The sequence below is a fragment of the Actinomadura livida genome (assembly GCF_014648675.1).
Classification (GTDB): domain Bacteria; phylum Actinomycetota; class Actinomycetes; order Streptosporangiales; family Streptosporangiaceae; genus Spirillospora; species Spirillospora livida.
On the sequence record NZ_BMRO01000013.1, the window covers coordinates 130,718 to 146,028 of the forward strand.

General features: G+C 72.7%; 17 protein-coding genes and 1 pseudogene. 7 read left to right on the forward strand and 11 right to left on the reverse strand.

The genetic code is table 11. The features are described from left to right. Positions 1 to 155 precede the first annotated feature (155 nt). Positions 156 to 254 (forward strand): annotated as a pseudogene (locus IEZ03_RS38220) (sigma factor); the annotation flags it as partial. 208 nt (positions 255 to 462) lie between these two features. Further along, positions 463 to 1,011: a sigma factor-like helix-turn-helix DNA-binding protein gene (locus tag IEZ03_RS38225; RefSeq protein ID WP_229808636.1), complete on the forward strand. Its 549-nt coding sequence runs from the start codon at positions 463 to 465 to the stop codon at positions 1,009 to 1,011. A 20-nt stretch (positions 1,012 to 1,031) separates the two neighbouring features. Here the strand turns inward: IEZ03_RS38225 and IEZ03_RS28260 are convergent, their stop codons facing one another. From IEZ03_RS28260 to IEZ03_RS28285, 6 genes are all read right to left on the reverse strand, one after another. Beyond that, positions 1,032 to 1,391, reverse strand: a complete 360-nt coding sequence (locus IEZ03_RS28260) for a fluoride efflux transporter FluC (RefSeq protein WP_184889391.1) — start codon at positions 1,389 to 1,391, stop codon at positions 1,032 to 1,034. Continuing rightward, a complete protein-coding gene (locus IEZ03_RS28265) occupies positions 1,388 to 1,867 on the reverse strand; it encodes a fluoride efflux transporter FluC (protein WP_184889390.1) in 480 nt (159 codons plus the stop codon). The genes IEZ03_RS28260 and IEZ03_RS28265 overlap by 4 nt, the downstream gene beginning before the upstream one ends. Before the next feature lie 50 nt (positions 1,868 to 1,917). Continuing rightward, complete coding sequence (locus IEZ03_RS28270) at positions 1,918 to 2,292, reverse strand: hypothetical protein (protein ID WP_184889381.1); 375 nt, start codon at positions 2,290 to 2,292, stop codon at positions 1,918 to 1,920. Between the two features lie 214 nt (positions 2,293 to 2,506). Continuing rightward, positions 2,507 to 3,352: a phytanoyl-CoA dioxygenase family protein gene (locus IEZ03_RS28275; protein ID WP_184889379.1), complete on the reverse strand. Its 846-nt coding sequence runs from the start codon at positions 3,350 to 3,352 to the stop codon at positions 2,507 to 2,509. 132 nt (positions 3,353 to 3,484) lie between these two features. Next, positions 3,485 to 3,841: a winged helix-turn-helix transcriptional regulator gene (locus tag IEZ03_RS28280; protein ID WP_184889377.1), complete on the reverse strand. Its 357-nt coding sequence runs from the start codon at positions 3,839 to 3,841 to the stop codon at positions 3,485 to 3,487. Between the two features lie 48 nt (positions 3,842 to 3,889). Beyond that, complete coding sequence (locus tag IEZ03_RS28285; RefSeq protein ID WP_184889375.1) at positions 3,890 to 4,690, reverse strand: NAD(P)-dependent oxidoreductase; 801 nt, start codon at positions 4,688 to 4,690, stop codon at positions 3,890 to 3,892. Positions 4,691 to 4,872: 182 nt separating this feature from the next. Between IEZ03_RS28285 and IEZ03_RS28290 the strand changes: the two genes are divergently transcribed. Beyond that, positions 4,873 to 5,328 carry a nitroreductase family deazaflavin-dependent oxidoreductase gene (locus IEZ03_RS28290; RefSeq protein ID WP_229808637.1) on the forward strand — a complete coding sequence of 152 codons (456 nt, stop codon included), beginning with the start codon at positions 4,873 to 4,875 and terminating at the stop codon, positions 5,326 to 5,328. Between the two features lie 42 nt (positions 5,329 to 5,370). On the opposite strand, the gene IEZ03_RS28295 is transcribed toward IEZ03_RS28290, so the two are convergent. Next, positions 5,371 to 6,378: a sensor histidine kinase gene (locus IEZ03_RS28295; RefSeq protein ID WP_184889373.1), complete on the reverse strand. Its 1,008-nt coding sequence runs from the start codon at positions 6,376 to 6,378 to the stop codon at positions 5,371 to 5,373. A gap of 70 nt (positions 6,379 to 6,448) precedes the next feature. Between IEZ03_RS28295 and IEZ03_RS28300 the strand changes: the two genes are divergently transcribed. Together IEZ03_RS28300 and IEZ03_RS28305 are read left to right on the forward strand one after the other, a co-directional pair. Then, positions 6,449 to 7,405 (forward strand): ATP-binding cassette domain-containing protein, encoded by a 957-nt coding sequence (locus IEZ03_RS28300; RefSeq protein ID WP_184889371.1) that lies wholly within the window; start codon positions 6,449 to 6,451, stop codon positions 7,403 to 7,405. Beyond that, entirely contained in the window at positions 7,402 to 8,187 is a 786-nt protein-coding gene (locus IEZ03_RS28305) for an ABC transporter permease (protein WP_184889369.1), read from the forward strand. The genes IEZ03_RS28300 and IEZ03_RS28305 overlap by 4 nt, the downstream gene beginning before the upstream one ends. Here the strand turns inward: IEZ03_RS28305 and IEZ03_RS28310 are convergent. From IEZ03_RS28310 to IEZ03_RS28325, 4 genes are all read right to left on the reverse strand, one after another. Further along, complete coding sequence (locus IEZ03_RS28310) at positions 8,165 to 11,350, reverse strand: ATP-binding protein (RefSeq protein ID WP_184889367.1); 3,186 nt, start codon at positions 11,348 to 11,350, stop codon at positions 8,165 to 8,167. The two genes, IEZ03_RS28305 and IEZ03_RS28310, sit on opposite strands and share 23 nt — an antisense overlap. Positions 11,351 to 11,376: 26 nt before the next feature. Next, positions 11,377 to 12,249: an HAD family hydrolase gene (locus IEZ03_RS28315; protein ID WP_184889365.1), complete on the reverse strand. Its 873-nt coding sequence runs from the start codon at positions 12,247 to 12,249 to the stop codon at positions 11,377 to 11,379. Between the two features lie 14 nt (positions 12,250 to 12,263). Beyond that, the gene (locus tag IEZ03_RS28320; protein WP_132043308.1) at positions 12,264 to 12,446 is read right to left on the reverse strand and encodes a hypothetical protein; all 183 of its coding nucleotides are present in this window, start codon (positions 12,444 to 12,446) and stop codon (positions 12,264 to 12,266) included. Between the two features lie 191 nt (positions 12,447 to 12,637). Further along, positions 12,638 to 13,309: a sigma-70 family RNA polymerase sigma factor gene (locus tag IEZ03_RS28325; RefSeq protein WP_184889363.1), complete on the reverse strand. Its 672-nt coding sequence runs from the start codon at positions 13,307 to 13,309 to the stop codon at positions 12,638 to 12,640. 234 nt (positions 13,310 to 13,543) lie between these two features. Here IEZ03_RS28325 and IEZ03_RS28330 point away from each other — a divergent pair, with 234 nt between their 5' ends. After that, the gene (locus tag IEZ03_RS28330) at positions 13,544 to 14,815 is read left to right on the forward strand and encodes a putative quinol monooxygenase (protein ID WP_184889361.1); all 1,272 of its coding nucleotides are present in this window, start codon (positions 13,544 to 13,546) and stop codon (positions 14,813 to 14,815) included. Between the two features lies 1 nt (position 14,816). After that, positions 14,817 to 15,095 (forward strand): glutaredoxin family protein, encoded by a 279-nt coding sequence (locus IEZ03_RS28335; protein ID WP_184889359.1) that lies wholly within the window; start codon positions 14,817 to 14,819, stop codon positions 15,093 to 15,095. Positions 15,096 to 15,311 lie beyond the last annotated feature (216 nt).

Consider the following 15,311-nt stretch of genomic DNA (forward strand, 5'->3'; position numbering starts at 1 on the left):
ATTCCAGTGCGCCGTCCTGTCGAATGGGGGAGGGCAGAAGCGACCAGGGAGCCGTACGCGCCATGACCGACCCGCCGCAGGGACACGACCGGACCGATCCGGGCCTGGACGCGATCATGAGCGAGCGGCGCCGGCTGATCAATCTCGCCTACCGGATGCTGGGCTCGCTCGCCGAGGCCGAGGACGTCGTGCAGGAGACCTACGCCCGCTGGTACGCCATGACCCCGCGGCAGCGGGACGCCATCGAGTCCCCCGGCGCGTGGCTGACGACGGTCGCCGGCCGCATCTGCCTCAACCTGCTCTCCTCGGCGCGCGTCCGGCGGGAGACCTACGTCGGCGAGTGGATCCCCCGAGCCGCTGCCCGAGCGCACGGAGTGGACCATCGGGCGTCCGGGCGCCGCGGCCCTCGACCCGGCCGACCGGGTCACCCTGGACGAGTCGCTCAACCTGGCCTTCCTGGTCGTGCTCGAATCGATGACCCCGGCCGAGCGCGTCGCGTTCATCCTGCACGACGTGTTCTGCCACCCCTTCGCCGAAGTGGCCGAGATCGTCGGCCGCACCCCGGCGGCATGCCGCCAGCTCGCCTCCTCGGCCCGCCGCCGCGTCCGCGCCGCGCAGCCTTCCGCGACTCCGGCGGCCCAGCCCGCTCGGGTCGTCAGGGACTTCAAGCGGGCTTGGGAGGCCAAGGACATCGCCGCCCTCATCCGGCTGCTCGACCCCGACGCCACCGCGACCGGCGACGGCGGAGGACTGGCCGTCACCTTCTCGCGTCCCATCGAGGGCGGCGAGCAGATCGCACACGCCTGGGCCGAACTCGCCCACCGCAGAACCGACGACATGGCGCTGCTGGAACGCACTGTGAACGGCCAGCCCGGCCTGGTGGCCGAGCAGGACGGCGCCGTCGTTACCGTGTTCGCATTCCAGGTGACGGGCGACCGGATCAAGCACATCTGGGTGATACGCAACCCGGAGAAGCTCCGCACCTGGACAACGGGTGCCGGGGCGCCATGACGGCGCGTCCCGGAGGACGTTCACAAGAACTCGGCCAGGGCCATGCCGCAGTAGGCGGCGCCGAGCCCGGCGGTGATCGAGATGACGGCGTTGAGGACGGCCTGGAGGCGGATGCCGTCTTCGGCCAGCCGCAGCGTCTCGTAGCCGAAGGTGGAGTAGGTGGTCAGCGCGCCGCAGAACCCGAACCCGGCCAGCGCCATGAGCCCTTGGCCGGCGGGCAGCGCGGCGAGCAGTCCCAGCAGCCCTGAACCGGAGACGTTGACGGTGAGGGTGCCCCACGGGAACGGGCCGCCGTGGCGGGCCTGCACCGCCCGGTCGACCAGGTACCGCAGCGGCGCCCCCACCGCCGCACCGGCCGCGACCAGCAGCACCGCGCTCACGACCGCCCCCCGCCACGGCGAAACGCCAGCCGGGTCAGCTTCGCCCCGGTGTAAACGGCCACCAGGGCTCCGGCCAGGGTGGCGGCGAGGTACAGCAGCCCGGTACCGGCGGCGCCCGCCTCCAGGGAGGCTTGCGCCTCGATGACGTGCGTGGAGAACGTCGTGAACCCGCCCAGCACACCGACGCCCAGGAACGGCCGCACCAGCCGATGCGCCCGCCACACCTCGGTGATCGCGACCATCAGCACCCCGATCAGCAGGCACCCGGACACGTTGATGCCCCACGTCGCCCACCCGAACGCGTCCGGACGATGGGGGAACGCCACGGTGATCTGGTAGCGCGCCAACGACCCGAGGACCCCGCCGGCCGAGATCGCGCCCAGCGTCGTCCACGGCGCCCGCCGCAGCTCCGCGCGCTGCTGCGGCACCGCCAGATCGACATCTGGGTCGACAATGTGCGCGTCTTCGTCGGACATCAGCCTTCCCCTACCCGCATGACTCGATCATGGACGGTGCGGCCCGGTGGTCACCAGGTTGACGGGAAGAGCCGGTGCTTGAGGAGCCGGTCGACCTGAGCGGCGGCCGCCTCAGGGTCGCCGCAGAGGCACAGGTACCCGCGGCGCCCCCACTGCGCCTCGTGGTAGGCCCACGTGCGGCCGGGGGTGGCGAGGACGCTGACGACGATGCCGACGCCCTTGGTCGCCTGCGCGTGGACCCACAGCAGCGGGAGCGTAGGTCGCGGCGGCGGGAGGCGAGGCTTGATCGGGAGGTCGCTGACCTGTTGTCGGCCAGGGCGTTCATGGAGATCCGTTATCTGGCCGGGAACGTCCGGCGGAGGCCCGAGGGTTGGTCGCCGGAGGACGACCTGGAGCGGATCAGGTTGATCGCCGACCTGTGCCACAACATGCCAGGGATTGCCAGGGCCGCCCGGCTGGCAGCCGTCTCGCCGGGGCGCACCCGTCAGCAGCCATGACCGCGCAATGACGGAACGGCCCATGGCATGGGTCTGGAACACCAGCGGCCCGGAAGGGCGCGCTTGGATGCTGCGCCACATCGAACACGCGGGGCTCCGCTGGACGCCACCGCCGCCGCTCCCGACTTACCGCAAGGGCCCTTCACCCATGACGTTGCGGCAGCGAGCCGGGGTGCTCCTGGGCCGCTGGCCCGTCTGCCGGTCCTGACTGGGGGAGGGCTTGGGTGATTGCCTTTTCGACTGGGGAGGGGTGCTCCCCGGCGAGGTTGAGCCAGTTGGGTTTGGACGGGCTGAGCTTCGGCTGGCCTAGGAAGCGCGGGTGTTTTCCGGCGTGTGGTTGGCCGGCGTGCACTAGGAACGGGTGGCACAGGTAGACATCGCCTGCGCTGCCAGTGGCGTGGGCCGTGGGACGGTGTTTGGTGGCGGTGTCTGCTCGCTGGGCGAGTTCCCCGGCGTCCAGGCCATGCTCCCTCTCGGGTTCGAGGACGCGTGCGACGTCCAGGTGGGAACCGGGGCGCAACCGGGTGGGTGCGTCGTCCTCCCCGACGTCCGAGAGTAGGAAGAACATCAGCAGCGCACGCTCCCTGGACGCGACGTTCGCGCGCCAGGTCATGTAGTCGTCCGGCGCGGAGTCGGGGCCGGGGTAGCTCACGTCGACGTGCCAGCCGTCAACGACGGCCGGTTCGTCTCCGGGGAAGCGGATCACGAACCCGCCCAGGGTGGTGCGAGGGCTCCAACGGCCCTTCCCCACCAGGACGTCGAACGCGGCATGAAGGTGGGGCGTGTTGGCGGCGGCCACGAACGGCGCCTGAGCGTAGTCCGGGCGCGCCGCCACTGGACGTGGCCACGTGGCCGGTTCACGGGGGTCGGCGCCGAGGTCCCGCCAGATGATCGCGCGGCACTCGTCCGCGACCTCCCGAGGGAACGCGCCCTCGATCCGGACGAAGCCGTCCTCGATGAACGCCTGCACCTGCGCGCCGCCAAGCATGATCAAACGATGCACGCGGAAGCGCCGCAGTCGCCAACCATTATCAGCAGGCCGACCGCGCCAAGACGTTGACTTGCGGCGTGTTGTTGTTATGGAGCGCTCCATAACAACAACACGCCGCAAGTCAACGACCTATGGGTCGGGTTGGGGGTTTCCGTGGGTGGGGGTGATGGCTAGGGTGCGCATGCGGTGTTCGGCCCAGTTGCCCAAGGGGGTCAGGGCCGCGTGGAGGGCGGCGCCTTCGTCGGTCAGCTCGTATTCGACTCGGGGCGGGGTCTCGTCGAAGACGGTGCGGCGGACGATTCCGTCCGCCTCAAGCTCGCGCAGTTGCTGGGTGAGCACCTTCTCGCTGACGCCGGGAAGGCTGCGGCGCAACTCGCCGAATCGGTGGAGCCGCTCGTCCAGCGCCCACAGGATCAGCGCTTTCCACTTGCCGCCGACGACGTCCATCGCGGCGTCGAGGGCACAGATGTAGGGCGGGTTGCGCATTTCCCCGATGGTAGTCGCGATGCCCCGCCCTGCAGCTGTGCGTCCGGGTCAGGCGGTGGCGCGACGCATCTCCCAGAGTGAGGCGCGCAGGTGTCCGGCCAGGTCGCCTGGTACCCCCGCCTCCTCGGACGTGGAGATCATCGTCTCCAGGCCGGTCGCCTGCATCTCGGCGTTGGACTCGTCCGGGTCGACGTCGGCGAACATGAGCGGGAGCATCTGCTCCATCCACGGCTGGAGCACCTCGCGCGTGAACGTCTCCACGTCGCCGCCTTCCGCGTGGACCAACGCAGCGGCGTGGCTCACCCCGGCGATCATGCCGTACATGCCGCTCAGCGCGCCCATGTCGTACAGCGCCGCGTAACCGTGGTCCTCGCCCACCCAGTGCGGACGGGCGAGGGGCGCGAGCGCGGGGGCCACGCGGTCGAACAGGTCGCGCGGGCCGCTGTAGAGGATGACGGCTTCGTCCGTTCCCACCGCCGGAGGTACGGCCAGGATGCCGCCGGCGAGGAAGCGCACCCCGTGCTTCTCAAGCCATCCGGCGAGTTCGCGGGCCTGCCGTGCTGAGCCGCTGGTGAGGTTGACGAGCGTCCTGCCGGTCAACTTCCCTATGGCCGGTGCCAGCGTTTCGCGGACGCTGGCGTCGTCCAGGAGGCACGCGATCGTGAGGTCGCTCGCCTCGATCGCCTCTTCCGGGCTCGGCGCCTCCCGTGCACCGCGTGCGGAGAGGTCGCCAGCCTTTCCGGGTGTGCGGTTCCAGACCGTCACCTCGTGGCCGGCCTTGAGGAGCGTGCTCGCGAGCGCGCGGCCCATGCTTCCTAGACCGAGAACGCTGATTCGTTGCGTGTTCATGTGTCCACTGTTCAGCGGGCCGGGACGTGCCACAAGAACGCACTTTGAAGTGGGTGGTTACCTGAAAGTCAGTGACCCCCGTGGGGGCTGGGGCGTGACCGATCAGGAATGAAGAAGCCGCCTTGACCTGGGAACTCTTAGGTTTGTTGTCGAGGACATCGACCGATTGGCGGAGGTAGACGGTGGCGCAGGGGCAGAAGGAGAAGGCGGGCGGGCCCGGGGCGTTTTCGCGGTGGATGCAGCATCGGGCCAATGCGCGGATGAACCGCAAAGTCCGCAAGGGGCGCGGCTCGTTCATGGGCATGGACGTCCTGATCCTGCACACGGTGGGCAAGCGGAGCGGGGAGCCTCGGGAGACGCCGGTGGCGTGGTTCCCCGACGAGGAAGGCGCACGGCTGATCGTGGCGTCGGGTGGGGGCAGCCAGAACCCGGACTGGTTCGTCAATCTGATGGCGCACGCCGACCGGGCGTCCATGGAGCTGCCCGGAGGCGAAGCCGTTCCGGTGACACCGCAGCGGCTCGAAGGCGCCGACCGTGCGGAGGCGTGGCAGCGCATCGCCGCCGCCCAGCCGCGTATCGCGAAGTACCAGAGCAAGTCCGAGCGGGAGTACCCGGTGGTGCGCCTCACCCCGCGATGAAACCGGCGGCCGCACGTGCCGCATGCTCGACGTTGCAGCGCCTTACCGAGGTTGGGATAGGGGCAAGCGCAGGACGAAGCAGGCCCCTGGGTGGTGGCTGGGTTCGACGGTGAGGGTGCCGTTGTGAACCTTGGCTATATGGCGGCTGATCGGCAGGCCGAGTCCGGTGCCGCTGGGGTCGAGCTCGCGGGAGGACTTCAGGCGGACGAAACGTTCGAAGACCTTCTCGCGCTGGTCGGGTGGGATGCCGTCCCCGTCGTCGGCGACTTCCAGTTCGGCGGCGGTGCCTTGGGTGCTGCGCCCGACCCTGACCTTGATCCAGGTTGCGGCGTGGCGGTCGGCGTTGTCGAGCAGGTTGGCCAGGACGCGGCAGATGAGGCCCCGGTCGCAGTCGACGGTCAGGTGTTCGCGCAGGTCCGAGGTGATGGGGACGCGGCCGGACGGACGGTGCCGGAGTTCGGCGTCGACCAGGTCGGTCAGGTCGGTGGACTGCATGTGGAGGGGCTCGCCGGAGTCCAGGCGGCTCAGCTCGACCAGGTCGGTCAGGATGGCGTGCTGGCGGTCCACCGCGGCCAGCGTGTCGTGGGCGACCTGCGGCCAGTCGACCTCCTCGGGGTACATGAGGGCTTCCTCAAGGCCGAGGCGGATCCCGGCCAGCGGGCTGCGCATGTCATGGGACGCCGCGGAGGTGAACTGCCGCAGGTCGGTGACGGTGGCCTCCAGGCTGTCCAGGGTGGAGTTCAGCGTCTGGACCATGGCCCGGAACTCCTGGTGGTCGGGCACCGGGACCCGCCGGCTCAGGTCGGTGGCGGTGATCTCGGCGAACTCCCTGCGCACCTGCTCGACCGGGGTCAGCGCCCGGACCGTCGAACGGTAGGCGACCCCGAACGCCGCCGCGGTCGCCAGCACCGTGGCCGTGGCCGCGGCCAGCGCACTGCGCCGCGAGGCGTACCAGGGGATCTCCGGGGACGCGATGTACACCAGCAGCGGACCGCGCCCGTAGCGGTGGCGATGCGCCTTGGGCTCGATGTGAACCGCCAGGACCTTCAAGCGCCCGCAGAGGGAGGCCGTGAAACCGGGGTGAAAGCCGGTTGAAGGCGGGCGGCCGCACCCTCCGTACATGAAAACGGAAGCACGGCAAACGGCCATATACGCGGCCGGCCTCAGGAAGGCGTTCGGGGAGAAGGCCGTCCTCGACGGGATCGATCTGGACGTGCAGCGCGGCACGGTCTTCGCGCTGCTCGGCCCGAACGGCGCGGGCAAGACCACGATGGTGCGGATCCTGTCCACGCTGATCCCCGCGGACGCGGGGGAGGCGCGGATCGCGGGACGCGATCTCGTCCAGGACCCTGACGGGGTGCGCAGGGCGATCGGCGTGACCGGGCAGTACTCGGCGGTGGACGGGCTGCTCACCGGCCGGGAGAACCTCGTCCTGATGGCGGACCTGCACCGGCTGGGCAAAGCCCCCGGGCGCAGGGCCGCCGACGAGCTGCTGGAGCGGCTCGACCTGGCGGACGCCGCGAACAGGACGGCCGCCACGTACTCCGGCGGAATGCGGCGGCGCCTCGACATCGCGATGACGCTCATCGGGAACCCGCGGATCATCTTCCTGGACGAGCCGACGACCGGGCTCGACCCGCGGAGCCGCCGCACGATGTGGGAGATCATCCGCGGGCTGGTCAGGGGCGGCGTGACGATCTTCCTGACGACGCAGTACCTGGAGGAGGCCGACCACCTCGCCGACCGGATCGCGGTGCTCGACGGCGGCCGGCTCGTCGCCGAGGGGACGGCGGACGAGCTGAAGCGCCTGGTCCCCGGCGGGCACGTCCGGCTCCGGTTCGACGGCCCCGCGGAGCTCGACGCGGCGGCGCGGACGCTCGGCGCGGTGACGCGGGACGACGCGGCGCTCACCCTGCAGGTGCCGGGCGACGGCAGCGTCCGGTCGCTGCGGGCGCTGCTCGGCCGGCTGGAGGACGCGTCGATCGAGGTCGGCGAGCTGTCCGTGCACACGCCCGGCCTGGACGACGTCTTCCTCGCCCTCACCGGGCGTCCCGAGAACGCGGCGGTCGCGCGATGACGGCGCTCGGGCGGGCGGCGGCGGACTCCGCGACGATGCTGCGCCGCAACCTGCGGCACGCGCTGCGCTACCCGTCGCTGTCCGTCGGCACGATGATGGTGCCGGTCTTCATCATGCTGCTGTTCGTCGGCGTGTTCGGCAACGCGCTCGGCGCGGGCGTCGGCGGGGCGGCGAGCGGCGGCTACATCGGCTACGTGGCGCCGGGCATCATCCTGATGGCCGTCGCGTCCGGGTGCATGACGACGTCGGTGTCGGTCTCCCTGGACATGACCGAGGGCATCATCGACCGGTTCCGGACGATGCCGATCGCGCGGGCGTCGCTGCTCACCGGGCACGTGGCCGGCAGCATGATCCAGACGGTGCTCAGCACGGCCGCCGTGATCGGCCTCGCGGTGGCGCTCGGCTTCCGGACGAGCGGAAGCGTCCTCGACTGGCTCGCCGCGATCGCCCTGCTGATGCTGCTCACGTTCGCGCTGACGTGGGTGGCGGTCGCGCTGGGGCTGCTGGCGAAGAACCCGGAGGGCGCCAGCAACTCGCCGCTGATCATCCAGTTCCTGCCGTTCGTCGGCAGCGCCATCGTCCCGCCGGAGTCGATGCCGGCGGGGGTGCGGTGGTTCGCCGAGTACCAGCCGTTCACGCCGGTCAACGAGACGCTGCGGGGGCTGCTGGCCGGCACGCCGAGCGGGCGGGACGCGGTGGTCTCGATCGCGTGGTGCGCCGGGCTCGCCATCGCCGGCTACGCCTGCTCGAAGGCGCTGTTCAACCGGAAGGCGCCGCGCTGAGATCGCGGGCCAGCTCGCGGGCGGCGGCCCGCAGGCCGCAGCCGTCCAGGCGGGCGTACTCCGACACGGCCGCGGAGTACGCCCGCGGGTCGGCGTCCTCGGCGGTGCGGCGGGCCGTCGACGCAGACATCGTGGGCTGGAAGGACCGGACGAAATACAGCCGGTCCGCCAGCGCGATGGTGCGGGCCGCCCGCGCGCGCACGTCCGGCGGAGCCCCGGAGGGGCCGCCCGCGCGGGCGAGGTCGGCGAGGGCCAGCGCCAGCAGGCCGCCGCCGCAGAGCGGGAGATCCATCAGGAACGACGGCATCGTGTCCTGCGGGTGGGCGAGGAGGGCGGACAGCTTGGCGGGCAGCCCGGCCGCGATGTCCTCGACGAGGTCGAGCCGGCCGTGCCGCGCGTGGGCGACGACGGTGACGCTGTGCGCTTCGAGCGTCCACGGGTCGAGGCCGGGCGCCGACATCGGGTCCTCGTCGCCGGTGAGCCGCTCGACCGCCCGCCGCCAGAGCCGCAGGCCGGTCTCGGTGTGGCCGCGCCCGAAGGCGATCTCCGCGCGGGCGCCGAGGTGGAAGGCGGCGGTGCCGAACGTCTCGTCATGGCCCGACACGAGCGACTGGTCGAGCCGCCGTTCGGCCCGGTCGAGGCGGCCGAGGCGGAGGTCGGCGGCGGCGAGCGCCCACAGCAGCCCGAAGCTGTCGTGCCATCTGTAGTGTTCGAGCAGGTCCAGGGACACGTGCAGGTGGTGCGAAGCCCGTTCGTCCTGGTCGAGCTGCAGCAGCAGCTCGCTGACCCGCGAGTGGGCGAGCAGCGTGAGCCACGGGGTGTGCGGCTCGCCGGACGTCGCGAGCATCGTCTCGGTGGCCTTGAGCGCCCCGGTCAGGTCGCCGTCGCGTTCCCTCATGTAGCCGGCGACGCAGTTCGCGGTGGCGGCGAGGGCCGGCGAGTCGCTCGCGCGCATCCGGTCGAGGACGGCCGCGCCGCCGTCCGGATCGAGGATCTCCGGCCCGGCCGCCATCAGCGTCGCCAGGGCCTGGATGAAGCCGGCCGGCGCGGCGGGCGGCAGGCGGCGCAGCGCGACGAGGGTCCGGGTCGGCCGCGGCCCCTTCATCAGAAGCGCGGTCAGGACGTTGAGCGTGAGGGCGGTCCGGGCCGTCTCGACGTCCCCGGGGCCGGGACGGAAGCGGCTCAGCGGTCCGGCCGTCTCCTCCGCCATGGCGATCATCCGGCTGTAGGCGGCCTCCAGCGTCCACAGGCCGCCGAGCACGGCGGCCACCGCCGCGACGGCCGGGCGGTCGTCCCGGGCGAGGGCGTGGCGGAGCGCCTGCACCAGGTTGTCCTGCTCGACCCGGACGCGCGCCAGGGGAGCGAACGGCTCGGCGCCGAACAGCGACTCCTGGTGCGCGGCCCCGAATTCCCGCGCCCAGGCGAGGAGCCCGCCGATCGCACGGTCCGTCTCGCCTTCGGCGTCGCGGTGGGCCGCACTGAACTCGCGGACGCTCTCCAGCATCCGGAACCGCGTCCCCGACTCGCCCTCGGTCATTTCGAGCAGGGACTGGACGACGAGGTCCTCCAGGGTCTCCAGGACGTCGCCGTCCACGAGAGGGCGTGCCGCGTCGGCGGTGAAACCGGCGGAGAAGATCGACAGCGCCCGCATGGCCGCCCGCCCGGACGCAGACAGGAGGTTCCAGCTCCATTCCACGACGGCGTGCATCGTCCGGTGCCGGGACGGCGCGTCACGCGCGTTGCCGCGCAGCAGCGCGAACCGGTCGTCCAGCCCGCGGGCGATCTCCGGCACCGACATGACGCGGACGCGCGCCGCCGCCAGCTCCACGGCGAGCGGCAGGCCGTCCAGGCGGCGGCACAGCTCCGCCACGGCGTCCGCGGGGACGGCGGCGCCCGGCCGTGCCGCACGCGCGCGCTGCCGGAACAGCTCGACGGCCGTCGGCAGGCCCAGCGCGGGGAGCGGGTACACCGACTCCGACGACAGGCCGAGCGGCGCGCGGCTCGTGGTGAGCACCCGCAGGTCCCGCGTCATCGCCACCAGGCCGCCGACGAGGCCGGCGACGCCGCCGGCGACGTGCTCGCAGTTGTCCAGGACGAGCAGCACGGGACCCGGCCCGAGCGCCTCGGCGATCCCGGCGAGCGGGCCGCCCGCCGCGCCGGGGCGGCCCGGGGCGGCGCGGCGCGGGTCGCCGGCGCCGAGGACGGACGCCGCCTCGGCCGCGACGTCCTCGTCCCGGGCGACGCCCGCGAGCGGGACGAAGTGCACGGACCGCTGCGGGGCGTCGCGCGCCACCGCGTGCGCGAGCCGCGTCTTGCCGAGCCCGCCCGCCCCGACGATGGAGGTGACGCGGGACGTGCGCACCAGGTCGAGCACGGCCGCGAGGTCGCCGGCCCGGCCGAGCAGCGGGTTCGGCTCGTGCGCGACGCCCGTCCGCACGGCCGGGGCGTCCGCGCGGAGCAGCTCCCGCTGGACGTCCTGGAGCGCGGCCCCGGGCTCGGCGCCGAGTTCGTCGCGCAGGGCGCGCCGGTAGGTCTCGTACCTGGTCAGCGCGGCGGACGGCCCCGCGGTCGCCGCCTCGCAGCGCAGCAGCGCGGCGAGGACCTCCTCGTCGCGGGGATGCTCGCGGGCCACCGCGGTGAGCGCGTCCACCCCCTCGGCGTGCCGGCCGAGGCCGGCCAGCGCCAGGGCGCGGGTGCGCGCCAGCGCCCGGTACGCCGGGGCCCGTGCCGCACGCAGCGCCGACAGGGGGTCGTCGCCGGTGCCCGGATCCGGGGGCGCGTCCCACAGGGCGAGGCCCGCCTCCGCGCGGGCGAGGGCGCCCGCGTGGTCGCCCTCGCGGGAGCACCGCGCGCTCGCGGACGCGGCGAGCAGCACGGCCGACGCGTCCACCCGGGACTCGTCCAGCCCCAGCCGGTACCCGGCCGGGGTGCGCGCGACGACGTCCGGCCCGAACTGCGACCGGGCCCGCGAGACGACGACCTGGAGCGCCTTGGCGGGGTTCTCCGGACGCCCGTCCGGCCACAGCCCCTCGACCAGGCGGGCGACGGGCACGCCCGCCCGCGGCTCGTCCGCCAGGAGCGCGAGCAGGCCGCGCAGCCGGGCGCCGGTGACGTCCCGCCCGCGGCAGGAGACCCGCGACAGCAACCTCAGCTCGACGGCCACGGGGAAAGGCTAAGCCCGCGGGACGGTCAGGCGCGGTAGTGGCGGCGGAGGGCGACGCCCGCGAAGACCCCGCCCGCGACGGCGCCCGCGCCGGCCGCGACGGGGAGCGCCACCATCGTGACCTTGCGGCCGGTGCGGAAGTCGTGGACGGGCCAGCCGTTCTCCCTGGCGTGCGCGCGCAGCTCGGGGTCCGGGTTCACGGCGTGCGGGTGGCCGACGGCGGTCAGCATCGGCAGGTCGTTGATCGAGTCGCTGTAGGCGGCGCAGCGCGCCAGGTCCAGGCCCTCGCGCTGCGCGAGCGCGCGGACGGCCTCGGCCTTCGCGGGGCCGTGCAGCAGGTTCCCGACGAGCCGGCCCGTGTAGAGGCCGTCGCGCGTCTCGGCGACCGTGCCGAGCGCGCCGGTGAGGCCGAGGCGGTGCGCGATCGTCCGGGCTACCTCGACGGGGGTGGCGGTGACGAGCCAGACCTGCTGGCCCTCGTCCAGGTGCTGGAGGGCGAGGGTCCGGGTGCCGTGCCAGATCCGGTCGGCCATGACCTCGTCGTAGATCTCCTCGCTGAGCGCGACGATCTTGTCGACCCGCTGGCCGGCGACGAACGACAGCGCGGCCTCCTTGGCGCTGCCGATGTGCTCGGAGTTCTCGGTGCCGCGCAGCCGGAACGCGGCCTGCCCCCACGCGAACATGGCGAGGTCGCGCATGGTGAACAGCTTGCGGGCGGCGAGGCCGCGCGCGAAGTAGTAGATGGACGCCCCGCGCATCATCGTGTTGTCGACGTCGAAGAACGCCGCCGCGGACGGATCGGGCTCCGGAAGCGGCTCGGGCTCGGCCGCCGCGGCCGCGGCGACCTCCCCGGCGCTCTTGTGATCTTCGTCCTTGGCGCGCTGCCAGAATCGCCGCATGGGGCCGAGCCTAGTCAACCCCCTTGCCCGAGATCGTCGCGCCGCCCGTGATTGGGACCGTCGTCACCCTGCCCGCTCGCGGCCGCCATGAGCCGCTCGCGCAGCGAGGCGCGGAACCTCGGGTCCGGCCCCGCGTCGCCCACCCGCAGCCGGGCCAGCGCGTTCCCATGCTCGGCGATCTTCCCTCGCCCGGTCATCAACAGCCGCTCCCTTGCGGTATCCAGACGCGAACGCGCTCCTGCCCGCAAAACGATCGTGCGGCGGAGCGGGTTACGGCCCGGTGATCAGATTGATAGACCTTTCAATGATGCCCGCCGCGCGGCCCGCCGAAGCCTGCGGCGAGACCGCGCACTACCCCTTCATGGGGGCAGCATGGGCTCCCCGCGGGCTAACGGAGCAGGTCGGGCGGGAGCATCCGGGCCAGGGACCGGACGGCGCGGTACTGCAGCGCCTTGATCGCGCCCGGCTTCTTGTCCATGATCAGCGCGGTCTCCGTGACCGACAGCCCGTGCAGGAACCGCAGGACGACGCACTCCTGCTGCTCCGAGCCGAGCCGCCGGACGGCCTGCAGCAGCGTGCGGTTCGTCATCGCGTCCAGGACGGTCCGCTCGGGCCCCTCCTGGTGCCGGTCGGGCTCGACGAGCTCGGCGGTGCAGATCTCCAGCCGGTAGCGGCCGGACTTGAAGTGGTCGGCGACGAGGTTCCGCGCGATCGTCACCAGCCAGGCCCCGAAGTCCTTGCCCTGCCAGTGGAAGTCGCACATCCGGCGCAGGGCGCGGAGGAACGTCTCGCTGGTGAGGTCCTCGGTCTGCGAGTGGGTCCCCACGCGGTAGTAGATGTAGCGGTAGACCAGCTCGACGTAGTGGTCGTAGAGGCACCCGAACGCCTCGGCGTCGCCGTCCCGGGCCCGCAGCACCAGGGCCTTGAGCACCTCGGCCCGGTCGCTGTCGGCGGCCTTGTCGATGGTCCGGCCGGAGGCGGGCCCGGGGGCGCGGGCGGCGCCCTCCCGGAACAGCCGGGGGATCGGGAGCAACCCGGCATCGAGGGTCAGGCTGCTCATGCAGTTCTCCTCGGGGCGTACGCGACCTCCGGCGTGAGTTGCCACTCTAGATACCGATACGTACGCCAGGCAATGGTGCGTGCAGAGGTACGTGCAGCGGTACGTGCAGTCGTGCACGCCGCGGCATGTGCGATCGCCGCAGGGGGCCGGCGCGGGCCGGGCGGCGCCGCCGGGCCAGAGCGTTCACGTGAGCGGTTACCCGTCTCCCCCCGGCATCGGGCAACATGGGGCGCGATGCTCTCTGCTCTGCTCGCGCTCCTGGCGGCCCTCGGCGCATTACTCGTCACCGGGTTGCTGATCCAGCGCGCCCAAAAGGACCGGCTGCTCTACCTCATCGCGTGGTCGTTCACGCAGGTCGGGCTGTCGCTCGCGCTGCTGTCCATGGGCGTCGGCTTCCTCGCCGGGTTCAACGGCGTGTTCTTCCGCGTCATGGAGCTCGGCGCCGCGCTGATCGCGCCGGTCTGGCTGGCGCTCGGCATGATCGAGCTGATCGCGCGGTACGTGCAGGTGCGGTTCGCCGCGTGGCTGTTCGCGATCTCCTACACGTTCGTCGCGATCGTGATCCTGCTGCTGGACCCGCTCAAGGGCAAGCTGTCGAAGGACCTGCCGAAGCCCCGCGACACCTACGACGCCCTGCCGCTGCTGCTGATCGACGGCGCGCACGTCGTCGCGGTGCTCGCGCTGGCCGGGTGCACCGGGGTCACCGCGTGGCTGGCGAGCAAGCAGGACCAGGAGGCCGCCGAGCTGCTGATCCCCATCGCGCTGGTCGCGCTGGGCGGCGTGCTGGTGGTGAGCGGCAGCCGCGGGTTCCTGCCCGCCCCGCTCGCGGTGCTCGCGCTCGGCGGGGCGGCGGGCCTGGTCTGGTATGGGGCGATGCGCACCATCCCGGTGTACGACGACGAGGACTATGACGACCACGGGGACGACTACGGGGATGAGCCGGTGACCGGATACGAAGAGCAGGGCTACCCGCCCGGACGGCGCGAGCCCGTCCCGGCGCCGACCCCTTCGCGCGACCCGCGCCGCGGCGAGCTGCGCTTCCCCGAGCCGGCCCCGGCCGAGGACCTCCGCTTCCGGGAGAACCCCGCCGGCCCCACGGCCGTGGACGGGGTCGGCGCCGCCGCCGCGCTGGGCGGCCTCCCGGCCGCCGACCAGCCCCGGACCGGCGGGCTGGGCGGGGCGTGCGGGCAGATCACCGTCTACACGCTCCTGGACGGCCGCGAGGACGCCTTCGACCGGCTCGCCGCCGAGCTCGTCAAGGCCGCCCGCGCGCTGGAGCCGGAGACCGTGATCTTCGCCAGCCACGAGGTGGTCGGCGCCCCCACGCAGCGGATCTTCTACCAGCTCTTCCGGGACGACGCCGCGTTCGCCGCGCACCGCCGCCAGCCGCACCTGCAGCGGTTCCTGGCGGAGTCCCGGACGCACGTGCTGGCCACCAACGTGATCGAGCTGCGCCTCGGCGCGGCCAAGGTGCCGCTCCCGGCGCCGGAGTTCCCCGGGAGGTGACATGACCGGAACGGAGCGGGCCGCGCCCGGCATCGTGATCACGCTGCTGGGCAAGCCCGGCTGCCACCTGTGCGACGACGCCCGCGCGGTCATCGAGCGGGTCGCCCGCGAGCTGGACGTGCCGTGGGAGGAGCGGGACATCACCCTCTCCGAGCAGGACACCGAGCAGTACTGGGAGCAGATCCCGGTCACGCTCGTCAACGGCGTCCAGCACGACTTCTGGCGCGTCGACGAGGACCGCCTCCGCGCCGCCATCGCGAAACTGCGCGAAGCGGCCTGACACCCGGCCCGCGCGGCGGGCAGTGCGCGACGCCCGTTTTCGGGTGCCCGGTTTGTCGAGTCGGTCACATCCCGTGGCGGTCTCATGAACGCGACGTACGCTGGAAAGTCCCTGGTGGGCGGTGTTCTCGTTGTCGTGAGCGGGCCGGGCGGCGCCCGCGGAAGCGGGGGTGACTTTGTGCGTCTGTTCACAAAGGCTTAACCTGATGGGCAGCCC

Coding starts and splice junctions, on each gene's coding strand:
- IEZ03_RS28335 (WP_184889359.1), top strand. CDS start 14,817: ATGACCGGAACGGAGCGGGCCGCGCCCGGCATCGTGATCACGCTGCTG.
- IEZ03_RS28275 (WP_184889379.1), bottom strand. CDS start 3,352: ATGCTTGGCGGCGCGCAGGTGCAGGCGTTCATCGAGGACGGCTTCGTC.
- IEZ03_RS28305 (WP_184889369.1), top strand. CDS start 7,402: ATGACGGCGCTCGGGCGGGCGGCGGCGGACTCCGCGACGATGCTGCGC.
- IEZ03_RS28265 (WP_184889390.1), bottom strand. CDS start 1,867: ATGTCCGACGAAGACGCGCACATTGTCGACCCAGATGTCGATCTGGCG.
- IEZ03_RS28285 (WP_184889375.1), bottom strand. CDS start 4,690: ATGAACACGCAACGAATCAGCGTTCTCGGTCTAGGAAGCATGGGCCGC.
- IEZ03_RS28325 (WP_184889363.1), bottom strand. CDS start 13,309: ATGAGCAGCCTGACCCTCGATGCCGGGTTGCTCCCGATCCCCCGGCTG.
- IEZ03_RS28330 (WP_184889361.1), top strand. CDS start 13,544: ATGCTCTCTGCTCTGCTCGCGCTCCTGGCGGCCCTCGGCGCATTACTC.
- IEZ03_RS28315 (WP_184889365.1), bottom strand. CDS start 12,249: ATGCGGCGATTCTGGCAGCGCGCCAAGGACGAAGATCACAAGAGCGCC.
- IEZ03_RS28280 (WP_184889377.1), bottom strand. CDS start 3,841: ATGCGCAACCCGCCCTACATCTGTGCCCTCGACGCCGCGATGGACGTC.
- IEZ03_RS28300 (WP_184889371.1), top strand. CDS start 6,449: ATGAAAACGGAAGCACGGCAAACGGCCATATACGCGGCCGGCCTCAGG.
- IEZ03_RS28320 (WP_132043308.1), bottom strand. CDS start 12,446: ATGACCGGGCGAGGGAAGATCGCCGAGCATGGGAACGCGCTGGCCCGG.